Source organism: Affinirhizobium capsici, from assembly GCF_977018625.1.
In genome coordinates, this window is the sequence record NZ_CDRNXD010000004.1 from 1,782,187 (window position 1) to 1,800,569 (window position 18,383).

Below are 18,383 nucleotides of genomic sequence, written 5' to 3' on the forward strand. Positions count from 1 at the left end.
GTCAGAATGCCAAATAGGTCTTTCCGAAGCAATGCACCGCAGCATGAAGGCGCATCACAATGTGTCATCCGCCTTCAAGAAATGTCAGTCTTTCGTTCAGGTCACGTTCAAGCCTCTGTCATGCAATCGCTGCAAAGGGCGGCATGCGGCACTGACTTCAGGCGCGCCTCAGCAATGGGCGCTCCGCATTTCGCACAGATCCCGAAGCTTCCGGCTGATATCCTGTCCAGCGCCGCAGCGATGGCTTCAAGCTCCCTTTGCCCGGCATCACCCAAACCTTCCAGCACTTCGTCATTGTTTCGCTCCACGGCGCGGTCGTCATCATCCGGGTTACGGGGCTGATCGAGGTCTGTTTCGATCCGCACCAGCCGGTTTCGCAGTTCAGCCTGTCGGGCTATGAGAATGTCTTGATAAAGCTTGGTATCCATGCGTCACCTATCCACCAGAACCGAGCATTTGGCGTGGCGCACGACGCGATCGGCCGTGGCACCGATCAGGTAATTGGAGAAATCCGGCTTGTGGGATGCAAGCACGATGAGATCCGCCCCATAGGCTTGCGCCGCGGCCAGAATTTCGTGCGCTGGCGCGCCGATGCGCACATCCACCGTGGCGCTGACGGCCACGCGATCACGCAATTCCTGAAGCTTTTCGTTTGAATCCTTGCGTGCAGCCCCCATCAGATCCGTCGGGATATCAATGGCAAGATAGGTCGGCAATTCTTCAACGACATTGACCAGCGTAATGCGTCCGCCCTGGTCCAGTAGTGTTACTGCCTTTTGCAGGATGTGCTCGCCCTTTTCCAGTTGTGCGATATCAACAGCAACGACAATCGATTTGTACATGGCGCTCTCCCCAAGGTTGATAGGTGCATCATCACCACTCCCTGGCTTTTTGCGTTGATGGAAATCAAAGTCCGTCACAATCACATCGTTCAACTAAATCGAACAAATCATCTGCAAAATCCCATCTACCGTGAACAATGGCCAAGGTTCATATTGTGCTTAAGTTCACGAACCGAAAGATCGCCCTCATGTCGTCCAGCGCTTCCCTACCCTTCGCCCTCTCGCGGCCTGCCCATGTGGATACGGCCCATCTTGTGGTGCAGGATCTCAGTGTCGTGAGTGGCTACTACCAGCGGGTCATCGGACTGGGCTTGCTTGAAAAAACGGAAAGTGGCCACGTGCTGGGGGCGCATGGAACACCCCTTTTGACACTGACGACAGGCAGCAACGTGAAGCGTGCGCCGCGGCAGGCAGCAGGGCTGTTCCATACGGCATTTCTGGTGCCGGATCGCAAGGCACTGGCTGGCTGGCTTTTTCATGCTGCCCACAGCGGTGTGCAACTGGATGGCGCATCCGACCATCTGGTAAGTGAGGCGCTTTATCTGACCGACCCTGAGGGCAATGGTATCGAAATTTACCGGGACCGCACGCCGATGGAATGGAACTACCATGAAGACGGCACGGTGGAGATGGCGACCGACCGGCTGAACCTGCAAGCGCTTTATGACAGCGCCCCCAAGGAAAATTTTGTTGGCATGCAGCCCGGCACCGTGCTGGGCCACATTCACCTGCAAGTGGGTGATATCCCGCAGGCCGATGCCTTCTATCGCGATGTTCTGGGCCTCAAAATCATGGCGCGTTATCCAGGCGCGAGCTTCTTTGCAACAGGCGGCTATCACCATCACATCGCCGCCAATATCTGGAACAGCCGAGGTGCCGTGGCACGTCAAGATGCAATGAGCGGACTTTCCGACTATACCCTTCGATTCACCGACCCGGCAGTCCTCGACCGGGCGGTGCAGAACCTCGACAAACTGGAGATTGCCGCCACGCGTACGAGCAGTGGCTGGAGCCTGAAAGACCCTTGGGGAATCGGCCTCACACTTGCGGCGTGAGGCATTGCTAATTTACCTCTGATTGCGCTGGAACCTGCATTCTCTTTGCGCGTTTCTCACGGTCATCAGGGGAGCCCCGCCATGGGAACGACGATCGCTGGTTCAACCAGCCGGCAAAGCGCACGCCACAAACGCCAGGTTCTGGAGCATGAAGCTGCTCGACAGGATGAGTTGGCCGTTTATTCCAGCGATGCCACTGAGTTTTTGCCTTTGGGCCGCGACTCGCTGGAGGTGGCAAAAGCCTGGGCAGTGATCGGCATCTTCTTCATCATCGGCTTTGCGATCGTGCAGCATATGTCGCTCATTCTGAAGCCGGTAACGCTTGCCATTGTGGTTGGCATGATCCTGGGCATGGTTGCAGAACGCATGGGCGAATTCGGCATTCCGCGTTTCGGTATTGCCGTTATCCTGTCCAGCCTTGTGATGGTGTCTGTGTTTCTGATCGTCAACGCTCTTGCGGGACCGGCAGCGAGCCTCGTGCAAAACGGGCCGGCTGTGCTGGAGGGTGCGCTGGCGCGAATCACGCCGTTTCTGGAGCGGCACCACTGGCTGAACATAACACCGACCACCTTTGAGACGGGGCCGATGTCCATGGAAAAGCTGCTCGAAAACAGCAGCAATATCTTAGGCGTTCTCTCTTCCAGCGTAACACCCGCCATCATTCAGGCGCTGATCTTTTTTGCCGGGCTGCTTCTGTTTCTCTATGGCCGGTTGAAGCTTCGTCGTTCCATCATCATGGCCTTCCCTTCCCGCAAGCAGCGGCTGCTGGCAATTCGAATCCTGAACGCCGTTGAAGAAGTGCTGGGCTATTATTTCGCAACCGCCAGCCTGATCTACCTCGGCCTTGGCGTTGTCATGACAGCCATCGCCTATTTTGGCGGGCTTTCCATGCCGATCCTGTGGGGCATTTTCGCCTTTCTCTCCAGCTTCGTTCCTTACCTTGGAATTACGCTCATGACATTTTCCGTCGCAGTGGCGGGTGTCTTGAGCCACGACACGCTGATCATCGGCCTGTTGCCTGCCTTCGTGTTCTTCATGGTTCACCTGATCATGGAAAACCTGCTGTTTCCGGCAGTCATGGGTCGCCAATGGGAGATCAACCCCTTCGTCGTCTTCGTGGCTATCCTTTTCTGGACCTGGATGTGGGGTGCCGTGGGCGCCATGCTGGCGCTGCCGCTTTCGCTGATCGTGATGACGGCGATGCACGAGATGTTCCCGGACCGGAAAACCGTGCCTCAGTTGCCTTAGAGCTTTTGTTCTTAGGCTTCCTCGCGAAAAGCCGCTACGGGATTTGTCTGGAAATGTACCAATGATCGTTCGATTGGACGGCGCAAAAACGCCGTCCATCGCTTTTCATTCATAGAGATAGTGCTCGCCCCAGGCCTCGCGCGGGATCTTGGAGCCGACCTTGTAATCGAAGGACTGGATCGTAATTCCGTCCTCATCCGTCTTGCACTTGTATTTCAGGCGATACCAGTCTCCTGCGCTGCGAAACACAGCACCCGGAGCCCGCAAAAGCCCGTTATTCTCCTCGGTGTCGCCAAAGGTATAGGCGATAACCTTGTCTGGTTTGAAGCCATCACCCTGTTTGGCAATGCGGCTCATGGCCTCGATATCGCAACGTTGTTCGCGCCGCTCGTCAGGCGTAAGACGATCCAATTGGCGGATGATGTTGCTATCGAGAGCATAGGCGGGAAGCGCCGTGGCACCGGTGAGAACCAGCACCGCAGCGGTGGTCAGTCTTTTTATCATGGCATATTCCATCCAATGTGACTCGGACGCGGCGGAAACTAGGCGTGTCAAACCGGCTTGGCTACCCTTTTTCGTCAGAAAATCCGAATTGTGATCAGCTTTGCAATAAAATGCGGAACTTGCCCTTCGGCTTGAGCGGTCTTATCTCTCAATCCAATTCATCGAAATGACCTGACGCCGGAGCATACCTTGGCCTATAAGCGAAACGCCTTCCAGAACTTGCCCACACCTCCAGTTGCCGCCAGGAAGCCGGTGAGCGACACCCGTCACGGCAAGAGCCGCACGGATGATTATGCCTGGTTGCGCGCCCATAACTGGCAAGCGATGTTCAAGGACACCTCGATCCTTGACGCTGAAATCCGCCAGCATCTGGAAGCGGAGAATGCCTATATGGAAGCAGCCCTTGGCGATACGGCCGAGCTTCAGAAGGCGCTGTTTGCCGAGATGAAAGGCCGCATCAAGGAAGATGATTCCTCTGTGCCGGTGAAGGATGGCTCCTTCGCCTATGGCACCTTCTTCGTCAAAGGCGGCGAACAGGCCCACTATTTCCGCACACCCCGCGAAGGTGGCGAGAGGCAGGAACTGCTGGATGGCGACAAGGAAGCCCAAGGCAAGGACTATTTCCGCCTCGCCGGAATTGACCATTGCAGCGACCACAGCCATGGCATCTGGGGCTATGACGACAAGGGCTCTGAATATTTTACGCTGAGGGTTCGCAATCTGGCGACTGGAGAAGATTTAGGCGACGTGATCGAGAACACCTCCGGCGGCGGTGTCTGGGCGCCCGATGGCAAGAGCTTCTTCTATACACTTCAGGATGAAAACCACCGGCCTTCAAAGGTTTATCATCACATCCTCGGCCAGCCGCAATCTTCCGATCGGCTTGTCTTTGAAGAGAAGGACCCCGGCTTCTTCATGGGCGTTGGCGGCTCTCTTCTGGATGACTTCATCTATATTGACATCCACGACCATGAGACCTCGGAATATCATCTTATCCCGACCACGGATTTGACGGCGCAGCCCATGCTGGTGGCAGAGCGCGAAGAGGGCATCGAATATTCGATGACCGAGGGCGGCGACATTTTCTACATTCTCACCAATGATGGTGGAGCCAAGGATTTCAAGATCGTATCGACTCCGGTCAATGCGCCGGGCAAAGAAAACTGGACCGATGTGGTGCCGCATGAGGCGGGTCGCCTTATCCTCTCGCACGCAGCCTATGCGCGCCATCTCATCTGGTTGGAGCGTCGCGACGGTCTGCCGCGCATTGTCATCCGCGACCGCACCAGTGGCGAGGAACATGCCATCGCCTTTGACGAGGAAGCCTATTCGCTGGGCCTTCAGGGCGCTGCAGAATATGACACAGACGTCATTCGCTTTTCCTACTCTTCCATGACGACGCCGAGCCAGTTGTTCGACTACAATATGGCGACCCGCGAGCGTGTGCTCTTGAAGACGCAGGAAGTGCCTTCCGGCCACAACCCGGATGATTACGTGACGCGTCGCGTGATGGCACCGGCTCATGATGGGGAATTGGTGCCGGTCTCCCTGCTCTACCACAAGAATACCCCGCTGGATGGCTCTGCGCCATGCCTGCTCTATGGCTACGGCGCCTATGGCATCACCATTCCTGCCAGTTTCTCCACCAACGCGCTTTCTCTTGCCGATCGTGGCTTCGTCTATGCCATCGCCCATATTCGTGGTGGCAAGGACAAGGGCTTCAGCTGGTATGAAGACGGCAAGATGGAGAAGAAGCAGAACACGTTCAAAGACTTTATCTCTGCCGCTGATCATCTGGTCGCTCAAGGCTTCACCTCTTACGACAATATCGTCGCCGAAGGCGGTTCTGCGGGCGGCATGTTGATGGGCGCGATTGCCAATATGGCCCCGGAAAAGTTCGCCGGCATCATTGCCGCCGTTCCCTTCGTGGATGTTTTGAATACCATGTTGGACGACACGCTGCCGCTCACCCCGCCGGAATGGCCGGAATGGGGCAACCCGATTGACTCGCAAGAAGAATACGAGTGGATCGCCGCCTATTCGCCTTACGACAACGTGGGCAACAAATCTTATCCGCCGATCCTCGCGCTGTCTGGCCTTACCGATCCGCGTGTGACCTATTGGGAGCCGACAAAGTGGATCGCCCGACTTCGGGAACAGGCACCACAGGCAGGCCCCTTCCTGTTGAAAACCAACATGGCAGCAGGTCACGGCGGCAAATCCGGCCGCTTTCAGCGGCTGGAAGAAATCGCCTTCGAATATGCTTTTGCATTGAAGGTTGCAGGCAAGGCGTGAGAGTAACACCGCTCTTGAAGGAGCGAAATGCTTGCGCTATCGTTCAGGAGTGCCCCCGACAGCGGTAACTGTCGGAGGCGTGGCGTTTACATTAAGAAATTGACCCGCACGATAGCCGTCCAGCCCGTGCGGGTTTTCTTTATCATAAACGTGATCGTGACAGGTAAAATGCCCATCCTCTCACTCCTGATCGAGAGCAAAGCCTATGCCTTGGTCGGGGCGGCTCATCCTCCCCGACAGGCCTGCTGGACTGGGGCCTATGCTGCTTCTGCGCTCAACGGTTGCGCTTTAACAGCATTAGCGTGCGGTGTCGCCTCGCTGGATTTCGGGTAGCTTTTCCGTATAAGAAATAAAGAACGCTCTCTCACAGAGGAGCAAGAGAGCGCTCGTGCGTAGACCCCCTCCCTCACTCCGCCGGAGCAGCCACTGCCCGCCTGTTGGCGCGGCGTGATCTGTCCAGCCGCCAGCGCACAGCATCCACGGCCACGAATGCGAGCAGGCTCAACCCCATGAGCGGGAGCGCAAAGCCAAGTGCCATGGCAACAACCACCACGCCCAAGCGCATTGGCCAGCCGAGATAGAGGAAGGATTGCACAAGCGTTCTGGCCGGTGCACCGGCTGCCGGGCGCCGCTTCCACCAAAGCGCATAGCCATAGAGAATGGATGCGCAAAGGCTCAAGCCAATCGCACCGACAACGATCTGGTTGATCAGGCCGAACTTGACACCCATGTGGATATCGATGCCCCAGCGAATGAGCTTGGGGATGATGGTGAAGGTGGCGAAATCGGCGCGGCTGGTGACGGTCATATCTCGTGGGTCGATAGCGACCGTATCCACCTGGGTGGGCGTAGAACGATCATATTCCCGCACCATCCATGCTTTGTCCGCCGACTTTGACGGGCGAATTTCAACCATTGGGGATTCAATGCCTGCCTCACGGGCGGTGGCTAGAACCTGATCCATCTGAGTTGCAGGATCTGGCAGGCTTGCGGCTGGGGGCGTAGCCATGCCGGGCATCATGTGATCCATATGCGCGGAATGATCCATGTGCGCCATGTCCATTCCCGGCATATGCGGCGCGGCATCGAGTTTCAGTGAAACCGAGGGCGTCACCCAGTTCAAGCTGGTGCGCAGCGCATCAATATTGTCACCCGCATATTTCGACCAGGTAAGGCCGGTAGCGGAGAGGAAGAAAAGGCCAACCGCAATCCACAGGCCAATGGTGGAATGCAGACGGCGCACGCGGTTCGTCCGATCCGCCTTGCCTGTCCGATCCGCCTTGCCTGCAGGTTCCATGCCGCGCCGCCAGAGCCAGATCACGATGCCGCCAAGTGCTGCGATCCAGAGCCAGGAGGCTGCAAGTTCGCTGTAGTTCCGGCCCAGATCCCCCAACATCAGGTTGCGATGAAAGAGATCGATAAAAAGTCGCAAGGGCAGAACGCCGCTGGTGCCATAGACCACCAGATCGCCTTTGACGGCAAGCGTGACAGGATCGACGAAGACGGCGCGTGTCTCGGATTCGCCAAGCTGTGGCTCGGCAAACATCACGCGGGTCGTGCCGCCCTGGAACGTCGCGGGGCGAACGGCAAACACGGCACGGTCCTTGCCCAGATAGGCTTGAGCAGCGTGGATCTGTTTTTCCAGGCTTTGGATTTCACCAGTTGCAGAGCCCGTCAGGTAATCGCGGAAGAGGTAATCTTCGAGCTGCGGGGTTGCCACATAAAGCGTGCCGGTCAATGCCGCGATGAAGATGAACGGCCCGACAAAGAGGCCGATATAGAAATGCAGGCGCGTGAGGAAGGCCCGCAATTCCGATCCGAAGGACGGTGCACGCTTTTGAGCGCGCAGGCTGGCGCTTTTCGTTGAAGACGACATGAGTGTTTTCCATGATCGATGGAGAAGGAATGATTCAGAGGATCATGGAGTTCGCAGGTGGTCCCCGCGCCTGAGGCGCAAGAACGGCGAGAGAGGGACCGGCACCGACAACAGGGCGCGCCCAGCGAATGGCCAGCACATTCGGCGAATGGGAGGGCAGCACACGCAAATGCGTATCCAGCGCAGGCCCTGCCCCGCAAGCGAGCTGGCAGAGCATGAGACACTGGGCTTTGCCCGCCGGATCGCTCGGTTGCTCGGAACTGCTGGACGTTGCCCCGCCATGGCTGGAACAGATAATCAGATCACCGTTGAGCCCGGCAACGACCATGCTTTGCTGAAGATAGGCACCGATGAAAAGCTGAATGACAAGCGCATAGCCCAAAAGGACTATTGTAAGACCCTTGCAAAGCAGGATCGTATGATTACGCTCGTCATGTTTCATGAGAATGCCATGCCACAGCAGCAACAAACTGTCATCCGTCAGCGACTGGTTTTGCCCTGCGACATTTTGGAGTGTAGCTCTGCCGCTTCTCGCAGAAGCTGAGGCGCAATACTGGAATGTGATTTACGATTCAATCTGTGGATGCATAAAACTGTTTTCAGCGCCCGATATTACTTGTTGAAACGCGATAAGAGTCTCGAGTTAAAACATATCGTTAGCATTTGATCGCTAGTTTTAGCCAAGGTTGAGGCTAAATAAAGTGTTGCGAGGGCGGGTTGTTGGAAACTTCGGTGTGGCTTCTGATTTCAGTGGTGGTTCTGGCCATCCTGATTCTCGTTGGAGCGATCCGAGCGCCAGATGCCCCCGGGCGTCGCGCCTTCACAATGGCCATTCTTGTTGCCCTGTGGTGGACAGCCTGGGTGCTGGCCCGCCATTCATCCGACGATTTGGAGTTCAAGATCCTTGCCTGCAAGATGGCCTGGTTCGGCGTGATTGGTACCCCGCTGTTCTGGTCGCTCAGCTTCATCACATATGCGCGCGGCAAGAGCGTTGAAACCAACGCTCAATTGGCCCTCGCGGCCCTGTTAAGCGCGACATTTGGAATTTTGGCGCTGACCAATGATTGGCATCATTGGATGTATAAGGGCCTGATTGACGAAACCACCATGACTTTCGAACATGGCTGGCTGTATGCGACAGCCATGGCCATTGCCTATTCCTGCGTCGGTATTTCCTTCCTGCTGGGCGTAACGATGACAGTGCGCGCACGTGGTATTCATCGCTGGCAGCTCTGGGCCTTGCTGGCGTCTGCCTCGTTCCCGACCATCGGCAATATCAGCTATACCGCTTACGGCTTCACGCTGTTCAACGATGATCCGACACCATTCATTTTTGCCGCGACGGGCGCGTTCATGCTCGGAGCCCAATTGTTTGGACATCTTTTCGTCCTGCCACCCATTGGTCGCGATGCCATCTTCGGCGTCCTTCCCGATCCTGTCATCGTGGTCGATGCGCAAAATCGCATTCTGGAAATGAACCCGGCAGCGGAAGCCCTGCCCGGCGTGCCGAAACAACCCGTTGGCAAAAACCTTGAAGACCTGCCTGAACTCGGCCCCATCCTGAGAGCTTCGACAAATCGCGACGGCGAGAGGCATGAAATCACCATCGAGAATGAAGGCATATTTGAACTGTCCTGCCATTCGCTGACCCCTTGGGGCCGGACAGGCGGGCGCATGATCGTTCTGCGTGATATTTCACTGCGCAAGGCCACGGAAGATCGCCTGGCTGCACTTTCTCGCGATCTTGAGGCGCGACTGGTCGAAAAGATGCAGTTGCAGGCGTTGTTGCGAGAAGAAGCATCACGCGATCACCTGACAGGGCTTTACAATCGACGCCATGCACAAGAGGTCTTGCCGCCGCTATTTGAAAAAGGCGCCACATCTTCGCTGGTCTGCGTAGCAATTTTGGATATCGACTATTTCAAACTGTTCAACGATCGCTACGGTCACCAGACTGGCGATCTGGTTCTGAAACTGTTTGCCGACCTGCTGAAGCAGGATCTTGGAAGTGCGGGAAGAGCATTCCGCTGGGGCGGTGAAGAATTCCTGATCGTGCTGGATGGCGTCAACCGTTCGCAGTTCATGGAGCGTGCGCAACGTTGGCAGACCAAACTTTCGGAATGCACAATTGCAGGGGTCAACGACCTCGCCCTCACCTTCTCCGGGGGCGTGTTTGTGAGCCATGGTGGCGAATGCAGCATGGAAGAGGCCGTGAAAGCCGCAGACATGGCGCTCTATAATGCCAAGGCAGCGGGGCGTAACACATTATCAGTGTTTGGCGATTACATCGAGCCTTCTCCCAGAGAGGCGCATTCTCTGATTCGCAAACCCGAAGAGCTCCGGATCAACAAGCGCGGCTGATCTTCAAGCGCGAATGGTTCCAAGCCACAGAGCGGTTGCGGCGCTCGTCAACCGCTAATCTCAGCCGTTAGTCAATGCAGTTTGCCAAGGCAAACATGCGTCACGCAAGCTTCGCGCAAGCTTCGTGGATTAAGAAGTGGTTAATACAACAACCACTTGGGCTCAACGCGATGCAGATCGACAGCGGATTGAATAACTACGGTTATTCTGCTCGTCCCTACCCGGCAGAGCGGAAACCGGACGAACAGGCAACTCAGGCACCGGAAGTGCGCATACGCTCCCTCACAGGCTTGACCGGCAGCAGCACATTGCTCTCCACCAATCTGGCAAGCGCGCTCTGGGCCGTAGAGGGTGGCAAGGAAACGGCGGAAGAAGCATCTTCACCGCTCTCTCCCACACAGATCACGGATGTGTATTCCGAATTCTGATCGATTCTGAAGCACGTTGGGGCTTATCAGCCCCACGCAACGTGCTTCAACTTCCTGTTTTTACGCATGTCGTCATCGCAAAACCGCTGCACACTTTTGCGCGACATGCTTTTAAGCACGTTGGGGCTTATCAGCCCCACGCAACGTGCTTCAACTTCTTGTTTTTACGCATGTCGTCATCGCAAAACCGCTGCACACTTTTGCGCGACATGCTTTTGAGTCTGATCGAGAATCACGAAAGCCCATGCGCTCAATTCGGCACATGGGCTTTTTTGCTGTTTGGGCCTTCGCAAAGGTTTGGACGATCAGGCCGCTTGCGTGACTTCCACCGTAATATGCGACAGGCCCGAAACGTTGGCCAGACGCGCCTTGTAGGCTGACGGTTCCTGTGGCGCGGTCGACACGATGGAAAGAATGGCGGCGTTGTGGCCGGGGCCAACCTGCCAGACATGCAAATCGGCAATACGATCGCCATCCCGCTCTACATGCTGGCGAATTTCGTCCGCCATATGTCCCTCATCCGGCACCGCATCCAGCAGCACGCCCGCCGTATCGCGAATGAGCCCGTAGGACCAGCGCGCAATAACCAGACCGCCGACAATACCCATGATTGGATCTAGCCAGATCCAGCCATAGCTGCGACCGAGAATGAGGGCGGCTATGGCCAGAACGGAGGTCAGCGCATCGGCCAGAACGTGCAGATAGGCGGCGCGCAGGTTATGATCCTTGCCGTGATGATGATGGCCGCCATGGTGCGCATGGTGTCCGCCGTGATGTGCGTGATGGCCACCGTGGTGGTCGCCATGATGATGATCATCGTCATGATCATGATGCGCATGATCATGATGTGAATGGCTGTGACCGTGATGGTGCGGCTCATCGCGCAAAAGCCAGGCACTGGCGAGATTGACGGCCAGACCAAGGATGGCCACGAGGATGGCTTGTCCGAATTCGATTTCCACCGGGCTTGCCAGGCGAATAGCACTTTCAGCAGCAATCAGCAGCGCAATGAGGGCAAGAATAACCGCACTGGCAAAACCCGCCAGATCTCCCAGCTTGCCGGTTCCGAAGGTGAAGCGGCGGCTTTTTGCCTCGCGCCGCGCATACCAATAGGCAAGTGCTGCAATCAACATGGCACCGGCATGGGTGGACATGTGCCAGCCATCGGCCAGAAGCGCCATGGAGCCAAACATGGTGCCTGCCACGATTTCGAGCACCATCATGCTGGCCGTGAGCGCAATCACCAGCCAGACCTTGCGTTCGTTCCGGCTGTGCTGCTCGCCCAGAAAAATGTGTTCGTGCTGCAGATCTTCGAAATGTGCCGCCATTGTGAACCCGTCCCTAAAATTCTGCTATTCGCCGCGCATATAGGTGCGCAGGGCCTCGGAAAGCTCCTGTGCAGCGATCTGCCGTTCCGCCTCGTTTTCAGCAGCGACGACATGCTCCGTCAGATGCTCCTGCATCAATTCCACCGTGAGGCCGGAGAGCGCACCGCGAATGGACGCCAGCAATTGCAGCACCTCGCCGCAAGGCTGGCCGCCTTCCAACGCCCGTTCAACCGCTTCCATCTGCCCCTTCAGCCGCCGAATGCGGGCCAGAAGCTTATCCTTGCCGTGATGTGTATGCGCCATCTCAACCTCATAGTATAGGGGGGTACCCTATATCGAGATCCGCTATTCCGCAAGATGCAACGAAAAAGCGGGCCGTGGAGCCCGCTTTGCGAAGTGATTTGCCAGTAGACCTTAATGGTGGTGGGAAGCCCCGGCATGATGGCCATCATGCTCGTGTCCGGCGCAGCAGGCAGAACCATGCGCATGGGAATGTGCCTCTGCCCCATGATCATGCGGATCGATATTGGGATCGATTGCCCCCTTCTCCTTCCACTCGGCCCAGGACTGTGTGAGAATCTGGAAGGAAGAGGTGAGGAAGAGGCCAGCCATGACGGCCGCAACGGCAAGATCAGGCCAGGCAGTGGTGGTGCCCCAGACGCCCAGCGCCGCAATCATGACCACGACATTGCCGATGGCATCGTTGCGCGAGCAGAGCCAGACGGAGCGCACATTGGCATCTCCATCCTTGTAATTGATAAGCAGGTAGACACTGATGAGGTTGGCAGCGAGCGCCATGAAGCCGATGACGCCCATAATCGGCGCTTCCGGCATGCCGGTATAGAAGACGCGGTAGAGCGTGGAGCCGAAGACCCAGAGCCCCATGCCGAACAGGCTGATGCCCTTGGCAGCCGCTGCCATGGTTCTGGTTTTCAACGATGTACCAATCACCGCCATGGATATGCCATAGGTGACGGAATCGGCAAAGAAATCCAGCGCATCGGCCTGCAGCGCCTGTGAGCGCGCCATATGGCCTGCCGTCATTTCCACCACGAACATGGCAGCGTTGATAATGATGACCGCCCACAGACGCCGTTTATAATCGGCTGAAAGCCCTTCGAATGTTCCGTGATGATGGCCACAGCCCGCACTCATGATGTCACCTTCTGCTTGGAATTGTTGTGGTGACACTCTACATAATCCCTCTAGTCACTAGAGGTTCAAGAGGAAAATTTGCGAATGTATGCCATCGGTGAATTATCCCGCAGAACCGGCGTGAAAGTGCCGACCATTCGCTATTACGAGCAGATGGGACTGATGCCACCCGGTGAACGGACCGAGGGCAACCAGCGCCGCTATTCCACCGATGATCTCGACCGGTTGACGTTTATCCGCCATGCTCGCGATCTTGGGTTCGAGATCACCATGATCCGTGATCTCATTGCCCTTAGCCAGCACCCCCACGCGCCTTGCCAGGATGCTGACCGCATCGCCGCCACGCACCTCAAAGATGTGCGCGACAAGATAGAGCGGCTGAAGAAGCTGGAAGAGGAGTTGGCGCGCATCGTTTCCCACTGCGATGGCGGGCACACGGTGGAAGAGTGCTATGTCATCCGCTCGCTTTCCGACCACGGCCTTTGCGGGCATGAGCATTGAGTTTTTCAATCGTTCAGATTGCGCTTGACTCGCACAAAGTTAGAGCGCATCCATAGCGTCATGTTGATCGCACGCGCACCCATCTCCTGCACGTATTTTTGGGCCTACCGGTAACCGGCGGCTCGACAGATCACTTTGTCAACAAGCCGCCGTCAGGCGGCTTTGTTGTATCAAGACGGCACCTGACGGCACCACAAGAACAAGAGGATGCCGAAATGACCGAAGATACTGAAATCTCCCTCTCCCGCCCTGCTGTCGTGAACATTCGCGCCGCCAAACCGCGTGACCTTCCCGAACTGAATGAAATGATAGCGCTTCTCGCGGCCCATCATGGCGATGCCGCTGGCATGACGCCGGAAAAGCTTGAGCGTGACTTGTTCGGCGATAGCCCGTGGATTCAAGCACTCGTGGCCGATACGGGCGACGAATTGATTGGCTACGCCATTCTCGTTCCGCTCTACAGGGCGCAGGAAGGCAAGCGCGGGCTGGACCTGCACCATCTTTTCGTGCGGGACGGACATCGCGGCCATGGCATTGGCCAGCATCTGGTAAACCGCGCTCGCGATCACGCGAAAGCCCGTGGCTGCGACTTCCTTTCCGTCAGCGCCGCAACCGGCAATTTCGCCGCCCATCGCTTCTACGAGAACATGGATTTCATCTCGCGCCCGGTGACCGGCATGCGTTTTTTGCAAGCGCTCGGCTGATCCGGGAGAACGAGGATGAAACGGATCGCCGTTGTTCTTTTGCAGGATTATGCCGATTGGGAATGCGCGCTGTTGATGGCCGCATGCCGGGCCTTTCTGGATGTTGAGGTGGTGACCGCTGCACCGCGAGGTGAAACTGTCGTCTCGTTGGGCGGGCTGAAGGTCACGCCGGATATGTCGCTGGATGCTCTCGACCCCGCAGATTTCGATGCCATTGTTTTTCCCGGCGGCATGAGTTGGGAAAAGGGAGTGGCACCAGACCTTAATGCGCTGGTGCTTGACTTTCATAGCCAGGGAAAACGGGTGGCCGGCATCTGCGCGGCTGCCAGCATGCTGGCAGGCAGCGGAATTTTGAACAGCGTTCGCCACACAGGCAACCAGCTTGCAGCGCATCAGAAGTGGCCTGCCTATGCTGGACAGGCTCTTTATCAGGATCAGAAGCAGGCCGTTTCTGACGGACGCATCATCACCGCAGCGGGCACAGCTCCGGTGAGCTTCACGATTGCAATTCTGAAGGCGCTGGATCTCTGGGAGGGCGAGGCCCGCGAAGTGTTGGAAGCCATCAGCGCTGAATACCGGGACTGATGGCTGTCACTCATTCAATCGTTCGGGGCCTATGCGCTGCTACTTCTTCGGTACGGCCTTGAGATAGGCAGCGATTGCCTGAATATCTTCCTTCGGCAAATGGGCGATGTTCTGTTGAACTTCGGCCATGGTGCCGCCGACACTATCGAAATCCGGGGTGAAGCCGGTTTCCAGATAGCTGGCAATCTCTTCCTCACTCCACTTTCCGATGGTCTCGGAACCCGGCGTAATATTGGGGATTTTGCCCTCGCCTTCCGGATTGGGACCACCGGCCAGCCATTGATCCAGCTGCAAGCCACCCAGTGCGTTGCGCGGCGTGTGGCATTCGCCGCAATGCCCTGGACCTTCAACCAGATATTGGCCGCGCTTGACCTGATCGCTGGCATTGGCAATTTCCACGCGCGGCTTGTCGCTGAAGAACAGGAACTTCCAGCCGCCGAGAGACACACGCATATTGTAGGGGAAGCCCAACTCATGCGCAGGAGCGACATTGCTGCTGGCGGCTAAGGTTTTGATGTAGCCGAAGAGGTCGTTCACATCCTTGGGCGTCATGCGCGCATAGGAGCTATAGGGGAAGGACGGGTAAAGGTGTTCGCCGTTCGGCCCGACGCCGCGCGTCATGGCGTCGCCGAACTGCGCAAGCGTCCAACTCCCAATTCCGGCCTTCGGGTCTGGTGAAATATTGGGAACGTTGAAGGTGCCGAATGGGGTGGGCAGCTTGTGGCCGCCGGAGAGCACCTTCTGATCCTCACCCTTGGCGCCGGTGGCGGCATGACAGCTGACGCAGCCGCCCGCCCAGAAAAGCTTTTCGCCATTGGCCACATCCGGCTGGCCAAGATTGGCCCAATATTGCGCCGGGTGCGGCTGAGGCTTGGTAAGGGCGTAAGCGACGGCTGCACCACCGGCCACCACTATTGAGCCCGCCATCAAAAACTTCGCCAGGGTGGATGCCATATCTCTTACCGATGTTTCGTTGCCGATTGGATTTTGATGAGCGCCAAGTGGCACAAAAAATTGCTGCAGCCTGACTATACAGACTGCAGCAATAGAGAGAATGCCAAAAACTTAAAGCGTATCGAGATCTTTCAGATCCGCTCCCCACGCCTCAGGTCTTTGTTTTACGCATGTTCTTGGCGCAAAATCGCTGCACAATTTTGCGCCACATGCTCTAGCGCTTCAGGCGGTAGGCCTGATGGCAGGAGCTGCAATCCGCACCGATGGTTTTCATCGCCTGGCCAACGGCTGCCTGATCTGCCGGCATGGAGGCGAGAACTGTTTCAGCATCCGCAGAGAGCTTCAGGGACTTCGCCTTGAAGTCATCCATATTCTGCCAGATGGCGGGAGCCGCTTGGGTATTCTGGCCAGTTTCAGAACCAGCCGGGAAATGGTTCGGGAAATCCTTGGCAGAGGCGGAGATCGTGGTCAGCGACTTCTTCACCACCTCGGCATCATAGGGCTTTTCGCCCTTGGCAATGGCAGCGAGCGCACCGACCGACGCGCCGATCTGCTTCATCAGGCCCTGGCGAACCAGTTGCGGCTCATCCGCTGCACCGGCGGCAGCGGCACCAAGACAGATGACAAGTGCGGCGGCAGTCGCAAATTTGAACTTCATGGCATTCTCCCTCTCACGAGCCCGCACGCCTTGCGCAGCTCTTCCAAACGTAACGCAGATTACACAGTAGACCATTGAAAGAAATGGCGTTTTTATGGCCACACAAACTTGTGAAGATGGCCATTTATTCCCCATTGCCTTGGGCTATGGTGATGTTTGTGAAGCAGCCCGGCTTCAGGCGCGTAATGTGCGGCTTGTCTCGCGCCCGAAACCGCGTACCTCCAGCCGATCGGGGAAGATATCGACAATCGCGAAAGCGTTTTCCCGCTCTGTATCCACCATGCCCTTGAAGTTCAGGAACCAGCAACCCGCCTGTTGCGCCAGCCCTCCCCGGTGGTCATGCCCGCTCATATAGGCCCGCACATGGCTCTGGCTGGACAAGAGGCTGGAAAGCACATCCGCATCCCACAGGCTGTGATCGGTAAAGGGAAGCAGGGGATAGTGGTTGAAGACGATCACCTGCTGACCAAGATCGTGGGCACGCCGCAGTTCGCCAGCAATCCACTGCAACTGATCATCCGAGATCCCTGCATTCCAATCCTTTGCATTCGGCGCACCCGCCTCGATCAGACGATCAAGCCGGTATTCAGCCTTTTTCCGTGCTGCGGCATCAACACCGGCGGCAAACAGGCTTTCCTCGCAGCCATCCGTCACCAGGAACCGGATGCCAGAGCGGCTGAAGGCATAATAGTTTCGTGGCATGTCGAGCCGCACGCGCACATCTGAAAGTTTTTCCGGCTCCACGAGGAAGTCATGATTGCCCGCAAGAAATAAGATTTCATGGCGGGACCGGCGATAGACATCCATCGGCGCATCGAAATTGCTCCATCCCCTGTCAATCAGGTCGCCCAGCGTGATGATGAAGGAAAGGTCTTCGCCTTCGAATGTCGCTATAGCCTCTGCCAGCTTGCTCAAGCTGTTGCGGAAATAGCGGTTCATTGCCGGGTCATCGTTCTGATCGGCATATTGTGGATCGGCAATAACACCGAAGCTGAGGAGCGGTTCTTCAATCATGAGCGCTGATTAAGCGCGGCGTGTGACAGCGAGGTGACAAGCCGGACAAAGCAAGTCATGACCTCCACCAAAGGTGGAGGTTTATTTACTTCATAAACACAAATGCGCCCGGCGGATGAACCGGCCGGGCGCATTTGGTTAAAAGCGAATTTGGTTAAGCTTACTTGGAAGCAGCTTCGTACATTTCCAGTACGTAATCCCAGTTGATCAGGTTATCGACAAAGGCTTCGAGATACTTTGGACGCGCATTGCGGTAGTCGATATAATAGGAATGTTCCCAGACATCGACGCCGAGGATTGGCGACGCGCCATGAACCAGCGGGTTCTCACCGTTCGGGGTCTTGGAGATTTCGAGCTTGCCGTTCTTCACCGAAAGCCAGGCCCAGCCGGAGCCGAACTGCGTGGTGCCTGCAGCGACGAAATCGGCCTTGAACTTGTCATAGCCGCCCAGATCGGAATCAATTGCGGCCTGAAGCTTGCCGGGAAGCTTGTTACCGCCGCCATCTTTCTTCATCCACTTCCAGAAATGGATGTGGTTGTAGTGCTGGGCAGCGTTGTTGAAGAGGCCCTGGTGAGTGCCGAAGGACTTCTTGACGACATCCTCGACGGAGAGATCGGCCATGCCAGCTTCTGCCGCCAGCTTGTTGCCGTTATCCACATAGGCCTTGTGATGCTTGTCGTGGTGATATTCCAGCGTTTCCGCCGACATATACGGGTTCAGAGCATCGTAAGCATAGGGGAGTTCGGGAAGTTCAAAAGCCATGATCTTACTCCTTTGCGGCAGGAACCTTGAAATGAGGTTGAGCCGGAACATAGGTGCCGAACAGCCAAGAGGCAACGGCCAGCTGCCATAATTCGCAAGGAATTCCAAACGC

At 56.7% G+C, this 18,383-nt stretch carries 20 protein-coding genes; 8 read left to right on the top strand and 12 right to left on the bottom strand.

The window, feature by feature from the left end; genetic code table 11:
• Positions 1 to 107: 107 nt before the first annotated feature.
• Together AC0JZ1_RS12020 and AC0JZ1_RS12025 are read right to left on the bottom strand one after the other, a co-directional pair.
• Positions 108 to 428 (bottom strand): TraR/DksA family transcriptional regulator, encoded by a 321-nt coding sequence (locus AC0JZ1_RS12020; protein WP_471882593.1) that lies wholly within the window; start codon positions 426 to 428, stop codon positions 108 to 110.
• A 3-nt stretch (positions 429 to 431) separates the two neighbouring features.
• Positions 432 to 842: a universal stress protein gene (locus AC0JZ1_RS12025; protein WP_471882594.1), complete on the bottom strand. Its 411-nt coding sequence runs from the start codon at positions 840 to 842 to the stop codon at positions 432 to 434.
• A 188-nt stretch (positions 843 to 1,030) separates the two neighbouring features.
• On the opposite strand from AC0JZ1_RS12025, the gene AC0JZ1_RS12030 reads away from it, so the two are divergent.
• Together AC0JZ1_RS12030 and AC0JZ1_RS12035 are read left to right on the top strand one after the other, a co-directional pair.
• Positions 1,031 to 1,897, top strand: coding sequence for a VOC family protein (locus AC0JZ1_RS12030; protein WP_471882595.1), 867 nt, complete (start codon positions 1,031 to 1,033; stop codon positions 1,895 to 1,897).
• Between the two features lie 81 nt (positions 1,898 to 1,978).
• Positions 1,979 to 3,145 carry an AI-2E family transporter gene (locus AC0JZ1_RS12035; protein WP_471882596.1) on the top strand — a complete coding sequence of 389 codons (1,167 nt, stop codon included), beginning with the start codon at positions 1,979 to 1,981 and terminating at the stop codon, positions 3,143 to 3,145.
• Between the two features lie 105 nt (positions 3,146 to 3,250).
• Here the strand turns inward: AC0JZ1_RS12035 and AC0JZ1_RS12040 are convergent, their stop codons facing one another.
• On the bottom strand, positions 3,251 to 3,649 hold the full coding sequence (locus AC0JZ1_RS12040; RefSeq protein ID WP_471882597.1) for a DUF930 domain-containing protein: 399 nt from the start codon (positions 3,647 to 3,649) through the stop codon (positions 3,251 to 3,253).
• Between the two features lie 189 nt (positions 3,650 to 3,838).
• Between AC0JZ1_RS12040 and AC0JZ1_RS12045 the strand changes: the two genes are divergently transcribed.
• A complete protein-coding gene (locus AC0JZ1_RS12045; protein WP_471882598.1) occupies positions 3,839 to 5,944 on the top strand; it encodes a S9 family peptidase in 2,106 nt (701 codons plus the stop codon).
• Between the two features lie 406 nt (positions 5,945 to 6,350).
• Here the strand turns inward: AC0JZ1_RS12045 and AC0JZ1_RS12050 are convergent, their stop codons facing one another.
• Positions 6,351 to 7,820 carry a PepSY-associated TM helix domain-containing protein gene (locus AC0JZ1_RS12050; protein WP_471882599.1) on the bottom strand — a complete coding sequence of 490 codons (1,470 nt, stop codon included), beginning with the start codon at positions 7,818 to 7,820 and terminating at the stop codon, positions 6,351 to 6,353.
• A gap of 34 nt (positions 7,821 to 7,854) precedes the next feature.
• Positions 7,855 to 8,286 (bottom strand): hypothetical protein, encoded by a 432-nt coding sequence (locus AC0JZ1_RS12055; RefSeq protein WP_471882600.1) that lies wholly within the window; start codon positions 8,284 to 8,286, stop codon positions 7,855 to 7,857.
• 266 nt (positions 8,287 to 8,552) lie between these two features.
• Between AC0JZ1_RS12055 and AC0JZ1_RS12060 the strand changes: the two genes are divergently transcribed.
• The gene (locus AC0JZ1_RS12060; protein WP_471882601.1) at positions 8,553 to 10,181 is read left to right on the top strand and encodes a diguanylate cyclase; all 1,629 of its coding nucleotides are present in this window, start codon (positions 8,553 to 8,555) and stop codon (positions 10,179 to 10,181) included.
• A 170-nt stretch (positions 10,182 to 10,351) separates the two neighbouring features.
• Positions 10,352 to 10,609, top strand: coding sequence for a hypothetical protein (locus AC0JZ1_RS12065; RefSeq protein ID WP_471882602.1), 258 nt, complete (start codon positions 10,352 to 10,354; stop codon positions 10,607 to 10,609).
• A 305-nt stretch (positions 10,610 to 10,914) separates the two neighbouring features.
• Here AC0JZ1_RS12065 and dmeF read toward each other — a convergent pair whose 3' ends face one another.
• From dmeF to AC0JZ1_RS12080, 3 genes are all read right to left on the bottom strand, one after another.
• On the bottom strand, positions 10,915 to 11,937 hold the full coding sequence (gene dmeF / locus AC0JZ1_RS12070; RefSeq protein WP_471882603.1) for a CDF family Co(II)/Ni(II) efflux transporter DmeF: 1,023 nt from the start codon (positions 11,935 to 11,937) through the stop codon (positions 10,915 to 10,917).
• Between the two features lie 24 nt (positions 11,938 to 11,961).
• The gene (gene dmeR / locus AC0JZ1_RS12075) at positions 11,962 to 12,240 is read right to left on the bottom strand and encodes a Ni(II)/Co(II)-sensing transcriptional repressor DmeR (RefSeq protein WP_471882604.1); all 279 of its coding nucleotides are present in this window, start codon (positions 12,238 to 12,240) and stop codon (positions 11,962 to 11,964) included.
• A 111-nt stretch (positions 12,241 to 12,351) separates the two neighbouring features.
• Positions 12,352 to 13,092 carry a cation efflux transmembrane domain-containing protein gene (locus AC0JZ1_RS12080; protein WP_471882605.1) on the bottom strand — a complete coding sequence of 247 codons (741 nt, stop codon included), beginning with the start codon at positions 13,090 to 13,092 and terminating at the stop codon, positions 12,352 to 12,354.
• Positions 13,093 to 13,176: 84 nt separating this feature from the next.
• Here AC0JZ1_RS12080 and AC0JZ1_RS12085 point away from each other — a divergent pair, with 84 nt between their 5' ends.
• The 3 genes from AC0JZ1_RS12085 to AC0JZ1_RS12095 all read left to right on the top strand — a co-directional run bounded on the left by AC0JZ1_RS12085 (position 13,177) and on the right by AC0JZ1_RS12095 (position 14,882).
• Positions 13,177 to 13,593, top strand: coding sequence for a MerR family transcriptional regulator (locus AC0JZ1_RS12085; protein ID WP_471882606.1), 417 nt, complete (start codon positions 13,177 to 13,179; stop codon positions 13,591 to 13,593).
• Positions 13,594 to 13,808: 215 nt separating this feature from the next.
• A complete protein-coding gene (locus AC0JZ1_RS12090) occupies positions 13,809 to 14,297 on the top strand; it encodes a GNAT family N-acetyltransferase (protein ID WP_471882607.1) in 489 nt (162 codons plus the stop codon).
• Between the two features lie 15 nt (positions 14,298 to 14,312).
• The gene (locus AC0JZ1_RS12095) at positions 14,313 to 14,882 is read left to right on the top strand and encodes a type 1 glutamine amidotransferase family protein (RefSeq protein WP_471882608.1); all 570 of its coding nucleotides are present in this window, start codon (positions 14,313 to 14,315) and stop codon (positions 14,880 to 14,882) included.
• A 39-nt stretch (positions 14,883 to 14,921) separates the two neighbouring features.
• Here the strand turns inward: AC0JZ1_RS12095 and AC0JZ1_RS12100 are convergent, their stop codons facing one another.
• From AC0JZ1_RS12100 to AC0JZ1_RS12115, 4 genes are all read right to left on the bottom strand, one after another.
• Positions 14,922 to 15,836: a c-type cytochrome gene (locus tag AC0JZ1_RS12100; RefSeq protein ID WP_471882609.1), complete on the bottom strand. Its 915-nt coding sequence runs from the start codon at positions 15,834 to 15,836 to the stop codon at positions 14,922 to 14,924.
• A gap of 214 nt (positions 15,837 to 16,050) precedes the next feature.
• Positions 16,051 to 16,494, bottom strand: coding sequence for a c-type cytochrome (locus AC0JZ1_RS12105; protein ID WP_471882610.1), 444 nt, complete (start codon positions 16,492 to 16,494; stop codon positions 16,051 to 16,053).
• Between the two features lie 174 nt (positions 16,495 to 16,668).
• Entirely contained in the window at positions 16,669 to 17,508 is an 840-nt protein-coding gene (locus AC0JZ1_RS12110; RefSeq protein WP_471882611.1) for a metallophosphoesterase, read from the bottom strand.
• A 160-nt stretch (positions 17,509 to 17,668) separates the two neighbouring features.
• Positions 17,669 to 18,271, bottom strand: a complete 603-nt coding sequence (locus AC0JZ1_RS12115; RefSeq protein ID WP_471882612.1) for a superoxide dismutase — start codon at positions 18,269 to 18,271, stop codon at positions 17,669 to 17,671.
• Positions 18,272 to 18,383 lie beyond the last annotated feature (112 nt).